We start from the raw sequence: 19,935 nt of genomic DNA, 5'->3' as shown, positions 1-19,935 counted from the left end.
TATCGCATACAGTACACTTTTTTCTTTTACTCACAACAAACCTAAATATTATGGATTAATAAGACATGCTAATTCAACACCGGTGGTTAAACTGGCTTTTTCTCGGGCTATTATGCCTAATTATATATGTAATTTCTGCCAACAATATAACCGCTCTGGATTATAACAGGGAATTGATTCTCAATGGTGAATACTGGCGCTTGCTCACTGGTAATTTTAATCATACGAATATCTATCATCTGACCTTAAACTTAACAGCTCTAGCCGTTATAGCTGGCTTACATTATCGATATTATAGTGGTGTCGCGTACACAAGTTTAATTTTACTGTTATCAATCGGTGTGGGGGCAGGCATACTGTGGTTATCGCCGAGCACACAATTATACGTCGGTTTATCAGGTGTTTTACACGGCATGATTATTGTCGGCGCGATACTTGATATAACCAAGCACTATTACTCCGGTTATATATTAATTATTGGTACCATTATCAAAGTGCTCAACGAGCAATTATTTAACAGTCCAATCGAGATGAGCCAATTAATCGAAGCGACCGTGCTCACAGATGCGCACCTATATGGACTTGTAACAGGATTTATTATTGCTCCCCTCTATGTTTATCTAAACAAAAAAAGAGCACCTAAGCGCTCTTAAAATCATTTACCTTGGATTAAAGGGCGCTTAGCTTGCTAAACTTTCATTGATTTCAGTTAATACTTGCATTGGAGATTCAGATTGGGTAATTGGCCGACCAATCACTAAATAATCAGAACCCGCAGCAACAGCCTCAACAGGCGTCATAATACGACGTTGATCTCCCGCAGCGCTGCCTGCCGGACGAATACCTGGAGTAATTAGCTGAAAAGATTCCCCTAACTCAGCTTTAAGCATTGACGCTTCTTGCGAAGAACAAACCACACCGTCTAAGCCACTTTCTTTAGTTAGTTTAGCTAAACGAATAACCTGTTCAGCAGGTGTAATGTTAACACCCATTTGAGCAAGATCTTCTTGTTCCATACTGGTAAGTACTGTCACCGCAATTAGAATCGGAGCTCTATCGCCATAAGGTACTAGTGCTGATTTTGCAGCTTCCATCATACGCTTACCACCGCATGCATGCACATTAACCATCCACACACCAAGCTCAGCCGCGGCTGCCACTGCTTTCGCCACTGTGTTTGGAATATCATGAAACTTAAGATCTAAAAACACATCAAAGTCACGCGCAACTAATTTACGCACAAATTCAGGTCCAAATAACGTGAACATTTCCTTGCCTACTTTAAGGCGGCATTGGCTAGGATTAATCTTATCAACAAAATTCAATGCACTTGCTTCATCAGCATAATCAAGTGCGACAACTACTTTACTATCTTGCAACATATCTCTTCCTAAGTCCGGGTTATTCATTATCTTATTATGGTGTCTTTTTATAACGGCATTAATTTTTACTCGCCATCTAAGCCACGAATTGGTTTAACACTTCCCCAGCGCTTACACGATGGGCAGTGCCAGTAGATACGTTTAGTACTAAAGCCACATTTACTACAGCGATAGATCGGTTTTAACTTAAGCTGTTCACCAACGAGGTTACGTAACATAGTTAAACTTTCTTTAGCTTTACCTTCTTCTGCAGCTTGTTCTTGATACTGCATCAAATGGTAAAAGCCTTTCATGGTTGGCGTACGCACAATTTGATTCAGAATTAATTTTTCTGCGGGCTCGAGCCCAACACTGTTTACAGTAAAATCGGCTAATTCAATGGCAACGCTGATACCCACTTTATTGGTTTGAGCATCGTTCAGAAAATGAATAAAACCATCTTCATTATTGATCTCAAGATAGCAACTTTTTAATTTTTGTAGGATCTCAGTGACAAAATCTACGTCCTGCGTCATCACATGTTCAAGCCAAACAATGGCTTTTTTATGTTCGCCGTGCTCAATGTGTAGGTCGGCAAGCATGATACTTGCTCTCACACAGAGCTTGTCATACTGCAGGGCTTTTTTGAGACTCGCTAAACGTTTCTTTGGTTCATTAATCAACCCTGGTGATGCAGCTAACGCACAATAAAAATGCGCCACTTTACGTTCGATTTTAACATCACCCATTTTTTTCAGTTTAATGCCGATCGCAATCGCTTGTTCCCATTCTTTGGTTTGCTCATAAATAATGATGAGCTGCGATAACGCGACTTCACGATGCTCTGGTTCATCAATCAACTTTAAAAACAATTCTTCAGCGCGATCGACCAACCCCGCCGCAAGGTAATCGCGGGCGAGTTGTAATAAAGCAAGGTTACGCTGCTCATGCGTCAATGACGGTCGGGCAATGAGATTCTGATGGATCTTAATTGCACGCTGTACTTCGCCACGTTGGCGAAATAGATTGCCGAGCGCTAAATGCGTATCAATTGTTTCGCTATCAACATCAAGCAAGTCGATAAATAGGTCAACCGCTTTATCAGGTTGGTCTGATAATAAAAAGTTAAGCCCGGTTACATACTCTCTAGAGATCGTATGTTGCTTATCTTGTTGTAAATAGCGGCCATTTCTTCTACCCATATACCAGCCATACGCGGCAGCAACAGGAAGTAAAAGAAATAAAAGTTCAAACATACAGTAAATTAACCTTTAACTTCAGTAATGCGTAAGCGCTCAAGTTCAGTAACTTGACGTTTTGATTTTCGTTTTAATTTTGCTAGCGATAATTTTAATTTCATCACAAACAAACTCATACAAGTACCGGCTACAATTAAGCCAGCAACAAATGCACCAATAAGCAACGAAGATAACTTAAACGAATCGAGTGCGATTAGATAATTAAAATCAACTAACTGATCGTTACTTGCCGCAAATGCAGCAGCCAGCGCCAGTGTACAAGCGATTATAATAAAAAAGATAAATGATTTCATCGACGTCCTCTGTGAGATAAATAGCATTACAAGGGATTATCGCCAATTAACGGGGCAAGTGCTAGTAATATATGGTGTAAACCAAAACTACTGCTCTCTTGTCGTATTTAGGCAGCCTGACAAACCGGGGTAATTACATAAAAAAATGTAAAAAAAAACGACATACCTAAGTATGCCGTTTTTGCAAGTATCAACTGCTATATAGAAGCGTTAACACGATCTCGAAGTTCTTTACCTGGTTTGAAATGAGGAACATATTTGCCCTCTAATTCAACCTTTTCACCCGATTTAGGATTGCGCCCAACTCGAGGTTCACGGTAATGTAGAGAAAAACTTCCAAAACCCCGAATTTCGATTCGATCACCAGTAGCTAAAGTATCTACCATCTGGTCAAGTATTGCTTTCACAGATAATTCAACATCTTTAGTCGCCAGCTGCGAATTTGCTGTGCAAAGACGTTCGATAAGTTCTGATTTTGTCATATAATCTCCATTTAAGAAATATTGTCGACATCGTACTAATGAGGGATGAATAAACATCCCTCAGGCTAATTATTCGCCTTTAGCAGCTTTAAATGCTTCTGCCATAGCAGAAAGACCAGACTCTTGCGGTTGGCTGTTTACACTAGCCATTGCTTCTTTCTCGTCAGCTTCATCTTTAGCTTTAATTGAAAGACTAATTACGCGGTTTTTACGATCAACACCAACATATTTAGCTTCAACTGATTCGCCTTCAGATAATACTAGGCTTGCATCTTCGATACGGTCACGTGAGATATCGCCAACACGGATGTAACCTTCAACACCTTTAGCAAGTTCAATTGTCGCGCCTTTAGCGTCAACAGAAGAAACTGTACCATTAACAATAGCATTCTTCTTGTTATTAGCTAGGTATTCGTTGAACGGGTCTTCATCAATTTGCTTGATACCTAAAGAAATACGTTCACGCTCTGGGTCTACTTGTAGAACTACAGCAGTGATTTCGTCGCCTTTCTTATAGTCACGAACGGCTTCTTCACCAGTAGCATCCCAAGAGATGTCTGAAAGATGAACTAGACCGTCAATGCCGCCGTCAAGACCGATGAAGATACCGAAGTCAGTAATAGACTTGATCTTACCAGTTACGCGATCGCCCTTAGCTTGCATTTCTGCAAATGACTGCCATGGGTTAGCTTTACACTGCTTAAGACCTAGGCTGATACGACGACGTTCTTCGTCGATATCAAGAACCATAACTTCAACAGAATCGCCAACATTAACCACTTTAGAAGGGTGAATGTTTTTGTTAGTCCAAGCCATTTCAGAAACGTGAACTAGACCTTCAACGCCTTCTTCAATTTCAACGAAACAACCGTAGTCAGTTAAGTTCGTAACTTTACCCGTAAGCTTAGTGCTTTCTGGGTAACGTTTAGCGATAGCTACCCATGGATCTTCGCCTAATTGCTTAAGACCTAGAGATACACGTGTACGTTCACGATCGAATTTAAGAACTTTAACGTTGATTTCATCGCCAACATTAACGATTTCGCTTGGGTGTTTAACACGTTTCCAAGCCATATCAGTAATGTGTAGAAGACCATCAACACCACCAAGATCAACGAATGCGCCATAGTCAGTAAGGTTCTTAACGATACCTTTAACTTCTTGACCTTCTTGAAGGTTAGCAAGAAGTTCTTCACGTTCTGCACTGTTTTCAGTTTCGATAACTGCGCGACGTGAAACAACTACGTTGTTACGTTTTTGGTCAAGTTTGATTACTTTGAACTCTAACTCTTTGCCTTCAAGGTGAGTAGTGTCACGTACAGGACGAACGTCTACTAAAGAACCTGGTAAGAATGCGCGAATTGTGTTCACTTCAACCGTGAAACCACCTTTAACTTTACCGTTGATAACACCGATAACAGTTTCTTGGTCTTCGTATGCTTTTTCAAGCTGAATCCAAGACTCGTGGCGTTTAGCTTTTTCACGAGAAAGTTGAGTTTCACCGAAACCGTCTTCAATTGATTCTAGTGCTACATCAACTTCTTGACCAACTTCAACTTCAAGTTCGCCAGCAGCGTTCTTGAATTCTTCAGCAGGAATAGAAGATTCTGATTTAAGACCAGCGTCAACTAAAACGTAACCGTTTTCGATTGCAACAACAGTTGCTTTGATGATGCTACCAGGAGCAGCAAGTTCTTGTAGTGACTCTTCAAAGAGTAAAGCGAAAGATTCATTCATAATGAGTTATATGTACTTATAAAACGTTCACATAAGCAATCCGGCTAATGTGGGTTGTTAATCAAAAGTCATCATCATCCTTGATGCTTGACTGCTAAATAATCGACAGAATATCGACTACCTTAAATTTTACCTTCTGCAAAAGCCAACACACTAGCAACTACGTCCTCGATCGACATAGATGTCGAATCGATAACAAGAGCATCATCTGCTGGCTTTAATGGAGCGACCAATCGGTTGCGATCTTGATGATCACGCTTTTCGATCTCTTCCAGAAGGGCTGACATGCTAACATCGAAGCCTTTGTCTTGCAACTGATTAAAGCGGCGAATAGCCCTTTCTTCAGCAGAAGCGTCTAAAAATATTTTTACGCCAGCATCAGTGAACACAACAGTACCCATATCACGGCCATCAGCAATTAAACCAGGTGCAACACGGAAGTCACGCTGACGTTGTAATAATGCTTCGCGAACACTCGGAAATACCGCAGTTCGAGAAGCTGCAAAACCTGCTTCTTCAGTACGGATTTCACGCGACACATTCTCGCCTTCGAGGATAACTTGTAAGCCATTATCAGCCGGTTCGAAACGTACGTCTAGATTAGCAGCAAGCGCTGTTAAAGCAGGCTCGTTGTCTAAATCAACATTGTGATGCATTGCTGCTAATGCTAAAACACGATAAATGGCGCCACTATCTAGTATATGCCAACCTAGCTTAGCCGCAAGTAATTGGCATAAAGTACCTTTACCAGAGCCGCTTGGCCCATCAACTGTAATAATTGGTGCTATTGCTGTCATAAATTCTCCAAAATCGATATCTAACATACAACTTGACACTGTGCTGTATGGATCTGGGCGCGATTATAACGGATCTTCATGAAAATAGTATGGAATTTTATGAACAAATAAAAAAATAGCAACGCATCACCTTGTCGGTAATGCGTCGCTATTTAAGATTGATGCAACGCTAACAGCGTTAAATATGATTGAGACCGATTTACGCTTGCACTAAACCAATGAATCGCTCGAAATAATCAGGGAATGTTTTTGAGGTGCAGCCCGGATCATTAATCGTTACTGGTGTATCACTTAATGCCACAAGTGAGAAACACATTGCCATGCGGTGATCGTTATAGGTATCAATTTCGGCGTGAACTAATTGAGCAGGTGGTGTGATTTTAATGTAATCATTACCCTCTTCGACTGCTGCGCCAACTTTTCGTAATTCAGTTGCCATCGCAGCTAAACGGTCAGTTTCTTTCACGCGCCAGTTGTATACATTACGAATAACTGTTGTACCTTTTGCAAACAACGCAGTGGTTGCGATTGTCATTGCCGCATCAGGAATATGGTTCATATCTAAGTCAACAGCCTTTAATTCACCCACTTCAGCTTCGATATAACTATCAGCCCAAGTGATTTTACCACCCATCGCAGCAATAACATCGGCAAATTGGATATCGCCTTGAATCGATTTTTTACCAATTCCCGTCACACGGATCTTACCGCCTTTAATTGCTGCAGCAGCAAGAAAATAAGAAGCAGAAGAAGCATCGCCTTCAACCAGGAAATCCCCTGCAGCTTGGTATGTTTGCTGACCTTTAATAGTAAATGTTTGATAGTTATCATGACTAACCGTGATACCAAACTGCGCCATAATGTGCAGGGTAATTTCAATATATGGTTTAGACACTAACTCACCGATGATCTCAATCGTGGTATCGTTTTCAGCAAGTGGGGCAGCCATTAAGAAAGCAGTTAAGAACTGACTAGATACACTACCGTCAATTTTAATATTTCCGCCTTTTAAGCCAGTGCCTTTAATCAATAACGGTGGGTAATCTTCATTTTTTAAGTAAGTAACATCAGCACCCGCTTGGCGCAGGCTATCTACTAGACTACCAATTGGTCGCTCTTCCATGCGAGGTTCGCCCGTTAGTTCAAACTCACCTTCGCTTAAACATAATGCCGCACATAATGGGCGCATGGCCGTGCCAGCATTACCTAAAAATAATTCCAATTTTTCTGTTACAGAAAATGCACGGCCTAAACCAGTTACTGTACAAATCGTTTTACATGCAGACAGATCATACTGTACGCCTAATTTTGTCAGGGCATTTAGCATATGACGAATATCATCACTGTCTAACAGATTGGTTAAGCGTGTGGTTCCCTCAGCCAATGCAGCCAGTAGTAATGCTCGATTTGAAACACTTTTAGAGCCTGGCAAGTTGACAGTGCCCGACACTTTATTAATAGGTTGTAATGTTAATTTTTCCATAAATTCATTCACTTAATTTTTAATATTTGATTCTTTTAAACGCGGTCTTAAAACAGAAAGAAAGCGTCAAGACTGCACGTTCATTTGTTCGCCTAACACGCTAATTAACGCTTGCATAAACACGATATTCTCACGTTCTGTACCTATGCTTACACGTAGATGTTTAGCTAATCCATAACCTGAAACAGGACGAACAATTACACCTTTATGTAATAACTTTTGATAAACAACAGCGGGGTCTTGCGCTAATTCCATAGTGATAAAGTTACCTTTCGATGGGATATAACCAATGCCCTGTTCATCAAAAAATGTTTCCAATACATCGAGTTGCTGATTATTTAATGCGACACTCGCGGTTAGAAAGTCATGATCAGACAATGCAGCAGTCGCACCCGCGAGTGCCAAACTATTACAATTAAAGGGCTGACGAACACGGTTTAAAATATCCGCAATATCAGGATGTGACATACTATAGCCAATACGCAGACCAGCAAGGCCATAAGCTTTTGAAAAGGTACGTGTGATAATGAGGTTTGAAAACTCTTTTAACCAAGTAATCGACGGTGCTTGTAATTCTTTATCTACGTACTCGAAATAAGCCTCATCCAGTACCACAATGACCTCTTCAGGCACTTGAGTTAGAAACTCATATAACGCTTCCGCCGTTAAAAATGTACCAGTCGGGTTATTCGGATTGGCAATAAAAATAAGACGAGTACGTGGTGTAATTGCCGCTAACATTGCCGCTAAATCATGACCCCAGTCTTTTGCTGGTACTGCAACGCCCGTTGCGCCAATAGCTTGCGTCACTAATGGATAAACGACAAACGCATGCTGTGCAAAAATAACTTCGTGCTCTGGCGTAACAAAGCTACGAGCGATCAATTCAAGCACGTCATTTGAACCATTTCCCAACGTAAACTGTTCAGGAACAAGATCGTATTTATCGGCAAGCGCTTGCTTTAGATAAAAACCGTTCGCATCTGGATAACGATTAATACCCGCTAACTCTTGTTCTAAAGCCGCTTTAACTAACTCACCAACGCCCAATGGATTTTCATTAGACGCCAATTTAACTATATCTGTTAAGCCTAATTCACGCTCTAATTCATCAGTCGGTTTTCCCGCTTGATAAGGGTGTAAGCCTTGAACCCCTGTATTTGCTAAAGCAAAAAAATCACAACTCATATTAAATCCCTGTAGACAGCTCTGCTATTAATAATTAACGCTGCTGACGTTCAAATTTTTCCATAAAACCAATCAGTGCTTTTACACCTTCAATCGGCATTGCGTTGTAAATACTTGCACGCATACCACCAACGATACGATGACCTTTCAAAGCCATTAAATTAGCCTCTTGAGACTGTTGTAAAAACGCGGTATCTAAATCACTTGATGCTAAGGTAAACGGTACATTCATTTTTGAGCGATTGTCCGTTGCAACATTATTAGCATAGAAATCACTGCTATCGATATAATCATAAAGTAGCTTGGCTTTTTCTGCGTTAATCTCTGCGATGGCTGATAGACCGCCTTGTGCCTTTAACCACTTAAATACCAGCCCAGCTAAATACCAAGAATACGTCGGCGGCGTATTAAACATTGAATCGTTCTCAGCCATCAATTTGTAATTAAAAATTGATGGTGTTTCTTGTCGCGCCTTATCGAGTAGATCATCACGCACAATAACAACACCCAGACCTGATGGACCAATGTTCTTTTGGGCGCCAGCATAGACAATACCGAATTTGCTTATATCGAGTGGTTTTGACAGGATATTTGACGACATATCTGCCACTAATGGAATATCACCCATGTCAGGGATATCATTAATTTCAATACCTTCAATAGTTTCATTAGGGCAGTAATGTACGTATGCAGTATCTTTACTTGATACTTGCCATTGCGAAGTTGGCTTAACCGCCACAATGCCATCAGAGCTGGGCATTAGGATGTTTGATTCATTAACTTGGCAGTATTTTTTACCTTCAACAACGGCTGATTTTGACCACTGCCCCGTTAGTAAGTAATCCGCTTCAGTTTTTTCACCAAGTATATTTAACGGCACAGCGGCAAACTGACCACGGCCGCCACCTTGTGAAAAAATAACTTTGTAGTTATCTGGTATCGCTAATAAGTCACGTAAATCTTGTTCTGCAGTTGTAGCTACAGCCATGTAATCTTTACTACGGTGGCTTAACTCCATTACCGATACGCCGGTATTGTTCCAATTAAGAAATTCTTTTTGGGCTTGTTCCATCACTGCAGCTGGCAACATTGCGGGACCAGCGCAAAAGTTATATGTCTGACTCATATCCATTTTCCTTGTTAACAAAGCAGCTTAAACGGTTTAAACCCTTATTAAATGACTATCTAATGTAAGCGATTAAACTGATTTTTTAAAGTCTTTATTTAAATGTGAATTAATCATCACAGGTATTAACCTTAAAAGCTAAGCTGACTGACAAATAAGCCGGTATGGAGGGGGATTGAGTTGCGCGAATGTCTTTAACACAACTCAAAACTGTAGGAAAGGTTTGTATAAATTAACGACTGCCAATTACATTATTTGTTCATCTTTATTGCTTTTTTGGGTAACGCCAAATTGGCGAAAAAGATAATGATGGTGCCGACAGCCATTGATAGCATAGCCAATCCAAACTTAGCCTCACTTCCCATACCGATAATGAGTAGAAACAAGCTTATGACAATAAGTAATACACCCGCAAACATTGAGCTGCGAGGATAGTGACTAACAAAACCAGTCTGATTAACCGATTTCGGTGAGCGGTGATTTTTGTACGAATGCTTTGCAGTTTTACGTTTATGCTTTCTTACTGACATAACATGCTCCAAAAGCTGACGAATTTAACATTGGGTAGATCGTTTAAGGTGGCAATTATTGTCACAATACTTTAACGCCTTCAATAATATCCATTGGAGTTAAAGAATAATTATTTTTGGTATAGTTTTTTGCTGACATACCGTGAGCGAGACTTGCTGTAATTGTCGCATCTATAGCACTATGTCCTTGTGTTAAAAGTGACGCAATCAGTCCTGTTAACACATCCCCAGCCCCTCCTTTACTTAAAGCATTATTTCCCAAAGTATTGATGTAGACAATGCGGTTATAGGTAATAAGAGAGTTTGCCCCCTTCAACAACAGTACCACTTTAGGGTAGGTCTCAGCAAACAACCTTAGGTATTTTAATCGATTATTTTGCAGTTCCTCTACTGTTATATCGGCAAGTTTGCTCAGTCTCAACAGAGAACAAAATTCTTTAGGGTGTGGTGTTAGCACCACCCCTTCATCATTTAAAACAGTTAGAATAATGTCGTCATGGAACAAATCAGCATCAATAACTTTAGGTATATCAAGGCATAACATCCGCTTAACTTCCGATTGCTTAAATTTCCCAAGCCCCATACCGATAGCCAAGGCGGTACATTTTTCTGGTAGCGTATACTGTTGCATAATATGCAGCGGGATGTTTACAGCTTTATCGGTGATAACAGTGACTAAACCAGCACCAAACGCAAAAGCGGCTTCTGCAGCAATGATGCCAGCTCCAGCTTTATTGCCAACGATCACACTTAAATGGCCAAATGTACCCTTATGTGAGTTTTGCTTTGTACGCAGTGGTAGTTGCATATCAAATGGGTCTAACAAATAGGTATTGGTTGTCGTTTCATAAATATTTCGATGCACACCTAAGTCACTGACCATGATATGTCCGGTAAGATCTTTAGCAATGTCACTGTAGAGTGAGGTTTTCAACGCGCCCATGGTTATGGTTACGTTGGCGCAAAAGCCAACACTCGTCACCTGCCCTTGCATATTTAAGCCCGAAGGAATATCACAAGCAACTTTATGTCCATGCAATGCATTAAGTCGTGTTATCAAACGTTGCGATTCATCATCCAACGCTCTATTTAATCCCGAACCAAAAAGGCAATCAACAATGACATCGGGGGCATTTCCAGGTAATAATTCGGATAGCTCATCAATGACATGAACGCCTAAAAGCTTCGCTCTTTTGTACTGCAGTTTGGCCATAACAGATTTCACGTGATAAGGCATAAAGATACTGACAGCGTATTGTGAATGTAAAAGTCTGGCCAGCGCTATACCATCTGCACCATTGTTTCCTGATCCACAGATAATAAGTATCTGTTCATTATTTAAAAACTTACTCTGTATATATTGCAGCATTGACGTGGCGGCATGCTCCATAAGTAAATCTTCACTTAATCCAAACTCATCGTAACACCGCTTATCCAACGCATTGACATTATCAAATACTTTTTGCATCTCGTTACCCCACTATAGATCCATCCTACCGCTTAACTTATATCGATTGCATACATCGATTAGCACTGTTGGCAGTATCTAGCCTTATTATCGAGTTAATACACACTGACCAAAAGTACCCGGATTATGGAAATTAGGTTTTTCGGTTTGTGGATCAACCCAAGTCATCCACCCCATATCTATATTACCGTCTTCAAGTGGCGTAAACTCGGCGCGCATCAGTGCACATAATAATTGCGATTGGTCTTTATCTTGCCATAAACCTAGTTCAGAAATCTTCTCACGTGGCAGCTTTATTTCAACAGTATACCCCTGTTGATCATAACTTGCTGCGTACTCTAGGCTTCCCCATGAAAAACTATCATCTAATGACGTACGCTTTTTTAATGCTATATCATAAGTTGCTTCGGCGCTGTATATCTGCGCTTTTGGGTCAATTTCCAATGTGTAGTACGTCGATAACTGGGCGTCTTTAGCTAAGAATACTTCAACACGATCAGAATCTAATGCACCACGCGCAGGATCAGAACCGATAGCGAGAGCAGGATCAGCGACCTGATAACGGAAATAAACAGCCTTTGCATCCCACAACGCTTTGAACTCGGTTTTTGGGGCTACGTCCGTTCGCCAAGGAAATGTAAAATCCGTTAAGCTTTGTGCTTGCTCCCAAGCTGCATCACTACCTTCACCATCAATGATAGGTGCTCTATCTGTATGCTTAATGTTATAAACATGCTCTGCCGCATAAACCTGAGTGACGGTTAAACAAGTGAATATAAACGGTACTAATTTTAGTATTTTTTTCATTCTTTACCCATGCCATTAATATTGAGTCAATTAGTTTGAAACCAAAAAAAGCTTCATATGCTTTCAAAGTATTACGAGAAAGGTGTTAAATCAATACTTTCAAGTCATTTCTTTGAATGCAAGCAGACAAATTAGATAAATAAAAAAACAAATGAAAAATTAAAATATTTTACTTAGATTTTCGAGACCTTAGGTTAAGACTACCAGACACGTTAATCAGCGCTCCAAGAATAATTAAACTCCCACCAATCCAGGTCCACATTGATGGAATTTCACTAAACAATAACCAACCAAATATAATGGAGAAAACCACTTGTACATAAGAATATGCCGTTGCTTTACTCGCCACTTCAGTTTGCATCGCTTTAGTCAGTCCGACCTGGCCTATTTGAGTAAATATCCCAATCAAGATGAGTAACATCAATGCCTCTGGGTCAGGTATCACCAAGTCATTACCTAGCAAGACTAATGACAATGGTAACGCGACAAGTGGAAAGTAAAATATAATCACAGAGCTATCTTCACTACTACTAAGGCGCTTAACAATGACATATGCAACTGCACTACCAAAAGCACCAAACAGTGCGACAACAACGCTGAATAAAGGTAACTCAGCCGCCGATGAAAACGCCAGACTTGGACTCACAATGAGCAGTAAACCAACGATACAACATAGGATGCAAATAATAGTCGAACGCTGGATCCGTTCTTTAAGAAATATTAAGGCGAGCAGAGCCGTAAAAACTGGATGTAAATATTGCAAGATAGTGGCCTCAGCTAAAGGCAACGTCGTAACGGCGAAGTAAACACATATGAGTGCTAATGAGCCAACAGCGCCTCGCGCTATCAATAATTTTTTATTGTGGCCCCAAACCGATATACCTTTTCGACGCACGTCCACATAGCTAATAATCAGTGACACAATCGCTCTTGCTGCGACAATCTCAAAAACGGGGATACCATAAGTACTGACTAATTTCACACAGCTAGTCATCAGAGCAAAAGCAAATGCAGACATCAGCATGTATCTGACACCAGCAGGAATATTATCTATAAATTGAATAGGCATCGCTTTAACTTTATTCCTTTAAATGTGTATTAATATAATCACACCATTGATCTGAATCTCGCGCAGGCACGCTTGAGTCACCTCGAATGCCCAGTTTAAACTCCACGACAGAGCGCCATTCCGATGAGCCTAAATCAGGTCCATGCCCTTGGCCATCACCCGTGACGACTTGACTCTCAACCTTAGCGAACCATTCACTTGAACAGCTTTGCGGCTGAACACTTGCCTTTAGCTCAGGTTTAACATTGCGACTCTCAACGGCTGTGCTATTTTCAGCGACCGTACAGGCAAACAAACCAATTGACATTACAGCTATTACACTTAACTTTACGGCTTTTATCATCATAAACTCCCCTAGCACTACTACAGTTTAACGTTATGTTTGCGTATACTGCAGCAACTAAACTAATACCAACACTTATATTAATATGGTGCAACAAAATGATTATTTTTACTACGAACTTAGGTGACATCGAAATTGAACTCAATACAGAGCGAGCACCGGTCACGTCAAGAAACTTCCTGCGCTATTGTAAAGAAGGTTTCTATGAAGGCACTATTTTTCATCGTGTAATTAACAATTTCATGATCCAAGGTGGTGGTTTTACTGAAAAAATGCAAGAGAAACCAACGCGTCCTGCGATTGCAAATGAAGCAAATCGCGGTCTTAAAAACGTGGTTGGTACTCTCGCCATGGCGCGTACAGATTCTCCACACTCTGCAACGGCTCAGTTCTTTATTAATTTAGATGATAATGACTTTTTGGATCATACCGCTACCACAAACGCAGGTTGGGGTTATACGGTATTCGGTGAAGTATCTGCTGGTATGGATGTGGTGAACATGATTGCGTGTTCACGAACGGCGACAGTAAAAGGCCACGAAGATGTGCCGAGTGAAGCGATTGTTATTAAGAAAGTCGTAATTAAATAAGTGCCCCTGTAAATAATCATAGCGGATGTCATAAAACCTTTATGGCATCTTTCTCAAAATATTACTCTGTCTTAATTTAAATTCGGCATAATATTAAGCCAATTAGCAGTTAATATCACTTCTAAAAACCATCATATTCAAGTCATCTGGCTCAAGGTGTCGCAAAAAGATAAGTTAATAGGCATAAAAAGCTATTCCTCCATTGCACCTTGCTGATTAAGATAAAATCAGCAGTAACAATCTTGGTTTACAGCAGTCTCAGAGCGCTTGATATCAAAAATGAAACAATAAGTTATATAAACTTCGGCAATTCTAGACACTGTATTTATAGTTAAGCTGCCCCCTTCAATACACCAAAAAGGAGTATTAATATGAATTTATTGTCTAGTGCCAGAATCATGAAACATATTTTTCAATACCGCTTACATTGGAATAAAAGAGACACCCATTATCAATATCAGATTCCAGGTTCACCAAAATTTATGGGGCCACGAGATGCAGTTAAATTAATTAAAGACAAAGAGACCGTGATTGTTTGTGGGATCGGCGGCAATCAGCGTATCTCTATTCTGTCTTGGGCACTCAGAGATGTGTTTGCAGAAACACAGCACCCAAAAAATTTAACCTTAATTACGGCAGCAGGACTTGGCGGTCGCGGTAAAGTGCCCGGCACACTTGAAGAATGGGCTGTAGAAGGGTTAGTCAGTGAGGTTATATGCTCTCATTTTGAGACCTATAGAGCGATAATGCAGATGGCAGAAAAAGGCCAACTTGCTGTACATTGTATCCCGTTAGGCATTATGGCAGCGTTAGTAAAAGCAGCTGTCGATGGTAAACACAGTGTAAGCTCTACCACTGGCGTGGGCACCTTTTGCGACCCACGAGTTGACTGTGGGTCTGAAGTATTTGTTCCTAAGCATTATTCTTCCGACGTCGATAACAGATTCCCCAACGGTTTGATCACAGTTAACGGTGACAAATTACGTTATCAAATGCCTAAAATTGATGTGGCTATGATTAACGCGCCAGCCGCTGACGCAGAAGGTAATATCTATATTGAAAACTGCTCCACAATCTGTGAATCAAGAGAGGCTGCATTAGCCGCTAAAAGAAACGGTGGTAAAGTCATCGTGAACATAGGTAAACTCATCGAGAAAAATCCTGACCAGATTTTTCTGACTGCCGACCAAGTCGATGCCATCGTTTACTACCCCGAAACAGAGCAAACCTGTTCACGACGTCATGACGATCCGATGCTGTGCTTAACTGAAAACTTTGAAGGTGATGCAGCAAGCGGGTTAGAAACAGTCCGGCTAATGAATAAATTAGGTGGTATTACACCTAAGCGTAGCAAAGCCCAAATGCGTATTGCAGAAGAATGTGCAGACTTAATGCAGCAACATATCGCGCCAAAAAGCTACGTCAATATTGGTATTGGGCTACCAGAACTGATTTGCGATACCTTGCAGAAAAAAGGCCTTTTAGCTAACTATACATTGTTTACCGAAGGCGGCGTTATCGGGGGCACACCAGCGCCAGGTATGTTCTTTGGTGCCGCCGTTAAGCCAGATAAGATCACCTCTTCACCTGCCGTATTTGAATTAGCAAATGAATGCTTGGAAGCCACTGTATTAGGATTTTTGCAAATCGACAGTGAAGGTAATGTTAATGCCTCTAAGCGTGGAGAAGGTGCGCTGAATTACGTTGGACCAGGTGGTTTTATTGACCTAAGCTGCGCAGCCAAAACGGTGTTCTTTGTCGGGGCTTGGATGGCAAAAGGTGAAGTGACGACTAATCGTGGCGTAACTAAAATTAAAAAACACGGGATACCCAAGTTTGTCGATCATGTCGATCAGATCACTTTCAGTGGCCAACAAGCGCTAAAAGCGGGTCAAAATGTTTTCTACATTACTGACGTCGGCACATTCAAACTAACGGCAGAAGGAATGACACTGTTGAAAATACGTGAAGGCATTGATTTACAGAAAGATATATTGGACTATTCACCGATGAAAATTATAGTGCCACATTAACCAATGTAACACTGCATAACCCCTTTCCGTTGCACTGCTGGTGTGGAAGGGGTAAGTTTACTGATTACGATTTACTGATTACGATAATGCCGCGGGCAACATCCAAACCATTGCTTAAATGCACGGGTAAAATTAGGTGGATCGTTATAACCCAGTTCAAGTGCAATCTCCACAATGGTCATTTGCGTTTTTAATAAAAGATGCTGTGATCTTTCTTTTCTGATATCTTCGATTAGTTGCCGAAAACTATACCCTTCAACTTTTAATGCTCGCTGAAGACTTCGCGTAGATTGGTGATAAGATTCTGCGACATCTTCTAGATTTGGCATTTGGCCAGAGGCTTGCCTTAATGAATCTTTAATTCTTTCAACAGTATTAATCGATTGCTCTGCTAGAACAAGATTTTTATTACAAATATCGATTAAAGACTCATCACAATCGACCTCATACTCTGTCACCACTGCCCGGTCTAACCACTCTTTAGGAAAGTGTACTTCATTGTGCTCAGTATTAAATCTGACACTATTGGTTAGCAGGCTAAAATAATCTTCACCATAGTCCGGTTTTGGTTTTGCCAGAGAAAGCTTTAGCATTGAAGTTGGAAAGTTAAAATTATTCAATTCCGCAATAAACCCGCTGATAACAAAGTCAATAATAAAGCTCTCGACTTCACCTAGATGTACCAACGGCGTTATTCTAAATACAGCAGCACCACCCTGCTCAGTCAGTGAGATCTCGGTTAAATATGCCGTCGTTTTATAATAAAGCACAATTAACCGTAAGCTATCGCGCAAATTAGCCTGAGAAATAGCCGCATGCCCCATTATTTGGAATGAGTTAGGACCAAGACTTTGACCCAGTAATATGCCTAGGCCATTATTTTTGGTAATGCGCAGTGCATATTTAATAATTTTAATAAACTTACTCGCCGGTATTCGAGTTGATGTGTCCATGATGTCTTGCGGTGTGAGACCACTTTCACTGAGAAGAATAGACAGGGGTATAGTATGCCTCTCTGTGAGGTACTCAATCAGTAATGCAGGGCCTAACACCGGAATTAATCGTACATTAAGAACTTCATCAACTTTTAGCATCTTCTTATTCAATCCTATGGTTGGTGTTCAGATCTTTCGATCAAAAAAAGTACAATTACAATAAACTAGAGTATTTATTCCACTATGTCGATAATGATGACGTAAATTTACAACTTAATAGCAAAAACAGTGCACTTCATTCTTGCTTGCCACTACATCTCTTTACATTACAACCGATAACATCAAGGTAGTGTGTCGTAAAAAGATAAGTTTATAGGCATATAAAGCTATTCCGTAATGACACTCTGACCGTTAAAGTAAAGCCATACGTTATGGTTTTAATTCGAAGTAACGTTATCACTTAAACTCGATAAATACTTTTAAAATGGTATCAGGGAGAACTCCTAAATGAAATTATCCAACCTACCTAAAGACATTATTTTTAAGAACAAAGTTACTCCAACTCCGTCTGCAATACGACGCAGTGTGTTAGTAAATCCAAAGCTAGATAACTACGAGCATCTCGATGAAAAATCGAGAGAACTTGTTAAAAAAACTATCCAGTTTTTCGAAACGCGCGGCAAAGCAAAACTCAAACAAGATGAACGCGAATACACTTGGTACGCTGATTATCTCGATTTCGTAAAAAAAGAAAAACTCTTTGCTACATTTTTAACGCCCGCTGGTTACGGTGATAAAGATTGTCGCTGGGATACTTATAGAAATTGCGCACTAAATGAAATTTTCAGCTTTTATGGACTATCTCACTGGTACTCTTGGCAGGTAACTATATTAGGTTTATTACCCATCTGGATCAGTAAAAATGAAGTGGCAAAAAAACGCGCGGCCAAGCTTCTACAAGAAGGCGGTATCTTCGCGTTTGGTCTTTCTGAAAAAGAACATGGCGCAGATATTTACTCGAGCGATATGCACCTAACTCGCCAAGAAGACGGTACTTACCTCGCAAATGGTAGCAAGTACTATATTGGTAACGGCAATAAGGCCGCATTAGTATCGACTTTTGGTAAATTAGCCGACACCGATGAATACGTTTTCTTCGTCGTTGAATCCCAGCACCCAAACTATGAATTAGTAAAAAATATCATTAATTCTCAAAATTACGTGGCGGAATACAAGCTAAACGATTACCCAATTCGTGAAGAAGATATTTTAGCCAAGGGTCGTGACGCCTGGGATATGGCGCTTAACACCATTAATGTCGGCAAATTCAATTTAGGTTGGGGCTCAATCGGCACCAGTACCCATGCTTTCTACGAAGCCATTAATCATGCCTCTCATCGCCGCTTGTTTGATCATTATGTAACTGACTTTGTGCATATCAAACAGCTATTCAATGAATCTTATGCACGGCTAACTGCCATGAAACTATTCACACAACGTGGGGTTGATTACGTACGCTGTGCGAGTGCTGACGATCGCCGTTACTTATTATTCACACCTATGGTTAAAATGAAAGTAACGACTCAAGGTGAAGAGGTCGTAGATCTGCTATGGAATGTGATAGCCGCCAAAGGTGTTGAGAAAGATATGTTCTTCGAAACTGCCCTAAAAGAAATTAGAACCTTGCCGAAGCTTGAAGGTACTGTGCATATCAACATGGCACTTATTCTCAAGTTTATGGGTAACTATTTCTTCAAACCAGCGAAGTACCCTACAATACCAGCAATGAGCGCGCAGGCTAATGACAGCTTTCTATTTAATCAAGGCTTGACGAAAGGCTTAGGTCAAACACGCTTCCATGACTACCGAGAAGCATATAATAAGGTAGATCTTCCAAACGTTAATATCTTCAAGAGACAGATCCGTCTGCTTAAGGTACTGCTCCTTGTCGCGAAACCAAGCAAAGAGCAAGCTAAAGATTTCGACTTCTTGTTAAACCTCGGTGAACTATTTACGCTGGTCGTATATGGACATCTGATTTTGGAAAATGCCGAAATCAAGGGAATAGAGGATGATCTTATCGAACAGATATTTGATTTCATGGTTCGTGATTTTTCTAAATTCGCGCTACAACTCAGTCACAAAAGTTGTACGACGCGACTTCAGCAAACGATTTGTGATCGCATGATCAAACGTCCGACAGTTGACGAAGAACGCTATACTCGAGTCTGGGAAAATTATACTTATAAAATGAAAGACCAGTACGAAATGAACCCATAATCTAGGGTTTACATTTCCCCTTCGAATAGAACCGTTCGAAGGGGTTATTCACCAATACCAGACTATATTGCTACAACTTCAAAAAATAATACTAACCAAGCTTATGCCATTTAAAGAATATAAAATTAGGCGCTGATTTTATTGCCAACCTTGC

19 protein-coding genes are annotated in these 19,935 nt (G+C 40.5%); 4 read left to right on the top strand and 15 right to left on the bottom strand.

Annotated features, from left to right (window positions below; genetic code table 11):
* Positions 1-65 precede the first annotated feature (65 nt).
* Entirely contained in the window at positions 66-653 is a 588-nt protein-coding gene (gene rrtA / locus QNK26_RS08065; protein WP_319222102.1) for a rhombosortase, read from the top strand.
* Positions 654-680: 27 nt separating this feature from the next.
* On the opposite strand, the gene pyrF is transcribed toward rrtA, so the two are convergent.
* From pyrF to QNK26_RS07995, 14 genes are all read right to left on the bottom strand, one after another.
* Complete coding sequence (pyrF, locus tag QNK26_RS08060) at positions 681-1,382, bottom strand: orotidine-5'-phosphate decarboxylase (protein WP_319222100.1); 702 nt, start codon at positions 1,380-1,382, stop codon at positions 681-683.
* Between the two features lie 65 nt (positions 1,383-1,447).
* Positions 1,448-2,617, bottom strand: coding sequence for a lipopolysaccharide assembly protein LapB (gene lapB / locus QNK26_RS08055; protein ID WP_319222098.1), 1,170 nt, complete (start codon positions 2,615-2,617; stop codon positions 1,448-1,450).
* A gap of 8 nt (positions 2,618-2,625) precedes the next feature.
* The gene (locus QNK26_RS08050; RefSeq protein WP_319222097.1) at positions 2,626-2,913 is read right to left on the bottom strand and encodes a lipopolysaccharide assembly protein LapA domain-containing protein; all 288 of its coding nucleotides are present in this window, start codon (positions 2,911-2,913) and stop codon (positions 2,626-2,628) included.
* Positions 2,914-3,110: 197 nt separating this feature from the next.
* Positions 3,111-3,395 (bottom strand): integration host factor subunit beta, encoded by a 285-nt coding sequence (ihfB, locus tag QNK26_RS08045; RefSeq protein WP_319222096.1) that lies wholly within the window; start codon positions 3,393-3,395, stop codon positions 3,111-3,113.
* 69 nt (positions 3,396-3,464) lie between these two features.
* On the bottom strand, positions 3,465-5,132 hold the full coding sequence (gene rpsA / locus QNK26_RS08040) for a 30S ribosomal protein S1 (RefSeq protein ID WP_319222094.1): 1,668 nt from the start codon (positions 5,130-5,132) through the stop codon (positions 3,465-3,467).
* Positions 5,133-5,254: 122 nt separating this feature from the next.
* On the bottom strand, positions 5,255-5,929 hold the full coding sequence (gene cmk, locus QNK26_RS08035; RefSeq protein ID WP_319222092.1) for a (d)CMP kinase: 675 nt from the start codon (positions 5,927-5,929) through the stop codon (positions 5,255-5,257).
* 199 nt (positions 5,930-6,128) lie between these two features.
* Positions 6,129-7,412 (bottom strand): 3-phosphoshikimate 1-carboxyvinyltransferase, encoded by a 1,284-nt coding sequence (gene aroA, locus QNK26_RS08030; RefSeq protein WP_319222090.1) that lies wholly within the window; start codon positions 7,410-7,412, stop codon positions 6,129-6,131.
* A gap of 66 nt (positions 7,413-7,478) precedes the next feature.
* Positions 7,479-8,600 (bottom strand): histidinol-phosphate transaminase, encoded by a 1,122-nt coding sequence (gene hisC, locus QNK26_RS08025; protein WP_319222089.1) that lies wholly within the window; start codon positions 8,598-8,600, stop codon positions 7,479-7,481.
* A gap of 34 nt (positions 8,601-8,634) precedes the next feature.
* Positions 8,635-9,726: a 3-phosphoserine/phosphohydroxythreonine transaminase gene (serC, locus tag QNK26_RS08020; protein WP_319222088.1), complete on the bottom strand. Its 1,092-nt coding sequence runs from the start codon at positions 9,724-9,726 to the stop codon at positions 8,635-8,637.
* 251 nt (positions 9,727-9,977) lie between these two features.
* A complete protein-coding gene (locus tag QNK26_RS08015) occupies positions 9,978-10,256 on the bottom strand; it encodes a hypothetical protein (protein ID WP_319222086.1) in 279 nt (92 codons plus the stop codon).
* Between the two features lie 61 nt (positions 10,257-10,317).
* Positions 10,318-11,724 (bottom strand): NAD(P)H-hydrate dehydratase, encoded by a 1,407-nt coding sequence (locus tag QNK26_RS08010; RefSeq protein ID WP_319222084.1) that lies wholly within the window; start codon positions 11,722-11,724, stop codon positions 10,318-10,320.
* An 87-nt stretch (positions 11,725-11,811) separates the two neighbouring features.
* Complete coding sequence (locus QNK26_RS08005; RefSeq protein WP_319222082.1) at positions 11,812-12,531, bottom strand: carbohydrate-binding family 9-like protein; 720 nt, start codon at positions 12,529-12,531, stop codon at positions 11,812-11,814.
* A 169-nt stretch (positions 12,532-12,700) separates the two neighbouring features.
* The gene (locus QNK26_RS08000) at positions 12,701-13,600 is read right to left on the bottom strand and encodes a DMT family transporter (protein WP_319222081.1); all 900 of its coding nucleotides are present in this window, start codon (positions 13,598-13,600) and stop codon (positions 12,701-12,703) included.
* A 10-nt stretch (positions 13,601-13,610) separates the two neighbouring features.
* A complete protein-coding gene (locus QNK26_RS07995; protein ID WP_319222080.1) occupies positions 13,611-13,946 on the bottom strand; it encodes a hypothetical protein in 336 nt (111 codons plus the stop codon).
* A 95-nt stretch (positions 13,947-14,041) separates the two neighbouring features.
* On the opposite strand from QNK26_RS07995, the gene QNK26_RS07990 reads away from it, so the two are divergent.
* Together QNK26_RS07990 and QNK26_RS07985 are read left to right on the top strand one after the other, a co-directional pair.
* The gene (locus QNK26_RS07990; RefSeq protein ID WP_319222078.1) at positions 14,042-14,533 is read left to right on the top strand and encodes a peptidylprolyl isomerase; all 492 of its coding nucleotides are present in this window, start codon (positions 14,042-14,044) and stop codon (positions 14,531-14,533) included.
* Between the two features lie 371 nt (positions 14,534-14,904).
* Positions 14,905-16,566, top strand: coding sequence for a CoA-transferase (locus QNK26_RS07985; RefSeq protein WP_319222077.1), 1,662 nt, complete (start codon positions 14,905-14,907; stop codon positions 16,564-16,566).
* 71 nt (positions 16,567-16,637) lie between these two features.
* Here QNK26_RS07985 and QNK26_RS07980 read toward each other — a convergent pair whose 3' ends face one another.
* Positions 16,638-17,660: an AraC family transcriptional regulator gene (locus QNK26_RS07980; RefSeq protein WP_319222076.1), complete on the bottom strand. Its 1,023-nt coding sequence runs from the start codon at positions 17,658-17,660 to the stop codon at positions 16,638-16,640.
* A 348-nt stretch (positions 17,661-18,008) separates the two neighbouring features.
* On the opposite strand from QNK26_RS07980, the gene QNK26_RS07975 reads away from it, so the two are divergent.
* Positions 18,009-19,781 carry an acyl-CoA dehydrogenase family protein gene (locus QNK26_RS07975; RefSeq protein WP_319222075.1) on the top strand — a complete coding sequence of 591 codons (1,773 nt, stop codon included), beginning with the start codon at positions 18,009-18,011 and terminating at the stop codon, positions 19,779-19,781.
* The last annotated feature ends 154 nt before the right edge of the window (positions 19,782-19,935 follow it).

The organism is Moritella sp. (genome assembly GCF_033791185.1).
GTDB lineage: Bacteria > Pseudomonadota > Gammaproteobacteria > Enterobacterales > Moritellaceae > Moritella.
The sequence above is the reverse complement of the archived record's forward strand: the minus strand, read 5'-3'. Positions and strand labels throughout refer to the sequence as shown.

What these genes read in the sequence shown, in the direction of transcription:
- rrtA (WP_319222102.1), top strand. Translation starts at nt 66, where the DNA reads ATGCTAATTCAACACCGGTGGTTAAACTGGCTTTTTCTCGGGCTATTA.
- pyrF (WP_319222100.1), bottom strand. Translation starts at nt 1,382, where the DNA reads ATGTTGCAAGATAGTAAAGTAGTTGTCGCACTTGATTATGCTGATGAA.
- lapB (WP_319222098.1), bottom strand. Translation starts at nt 2,617, where the DNA reads ATGTTTGAACTTTTATTTCTTTTACTTCCTGTTGCTGCCGCGTATGGC.
- QNK26_RS08050 (WP_319222097.1), bottom strand. Translation starts at nt 2,913, where the DNA reads ATGAAATCATTTATCTTTTTTATTATAATCGCTTGTACACTGGCGCTG.
- ihfB (WP_319222096.1), bottom strand. Translation starts at nt 3,395, where the DNA reads ATGACAAAATCAGAACTTATCGAACGTCTTTGCACAGCAAATTCGCAG.
- rpsA (WP_319222094.1), bottom strand. Translation starts at nt 5,132, where the DNA reads ATGAATGAATCTTTCGCTTTACTCTTTGAAGAGTCACTACAAGAACTT.
- cmk (WP_319222092.1), bottom strand. Translation starts at nt 5,929, where the DNA reads ATGACAGCAATAGCACCAATTATTACAGTTGATGGGCCAAGCGGCTCT.
- aroA (WP_319222090.1), bottom strand. Translation starts at nt 7,412, where the DNA reads ATGGAAAAATTAACATTACAACCTATTAATAAAGTGTCGGGCACTGTC.
- hisC (WP_319222089.1), bottom strand. Translation starts at nt 8,600, where the DNA reads ATGAGTTGTGATTTTTTTGCTTTAGCAAATACAGGGGTTCAAGGCTTA.
- serC (WP_319222088.1), bottom strand. Translation starts at nt 9,726, where the DNA reads ATGAGTCAGACATATAACTTTTGCGCTGGTCCCGCAATGTTGCCAGCT.
- QNK26_RS08015 (WP_319222086.1), bottom strand. Translation starts at nt 10,256, where the DNA reads ATGTCAGTAAGAAAGCATAAACGTAAAACTGCAAAGCATTCGTACAAA.
- QNK26_RS08010 (WP_319222084.1), bottom strand. Translation starts at nt 11,724, where the DNA reads ATGCAAAAAGTATTTGATAATGTCAATGCGTTGGATAAGCGGTGTTAC.
- QNK26_RS08005 (WP_319222082.1), bottom strand. Translation starts at nt 12,531, where the DNA reads ATGAAAAAAATACTAAAATTAGTACCGTTTATATTCACTTGTTTAACC.
- QNK26_RS08000 (WP_319222081.1), bottom strand. Translation starts at nt 13,600, where the DNA reads ATGCCTATTCAATTTATAGATAATATTCCTGCTGGTGTCAGATACATG.
- QNK26_RS07995 (WP_319222080.1), bottom strand. Translation starts at nt 13,946, where the DNA reads ATGATGATAAAAGCCGTAAAGTTAAGTGTAATAGCTGTAATGTCAATT.
- QNK26_RS07990 (WP_319222078.1), top strand. Translation starts at nt 14,042, where the DNA reads ATGATTATTTTTACTACGAACTTAGGTGACATCGAAATTGAACTCAAT.
- QNK26_RS07985 (WP_319222077.1), top strand. Translation starts at nt 14,905, where the DNA reads ATGAATTTATTGTCTAGTGCCAGAATCATGAAACATATTTTTCAATAC.
- QNK26_RS07980 (WP_319222076.1), bottom strand. Translation starts at nt 17,660, where the DNA reads ATGCTAAAAGTTGATGAAGTTCTTAATGTACGATTAATTCCGGTGTTA.
- QNK26_RS07975 (WP_319222075.1), top strand. Translation starts at nt 18,009, where the DNA reads ATGAAATTATCCAACCTACCTAAAGACATTATTTTTAAGAACAAAGTT.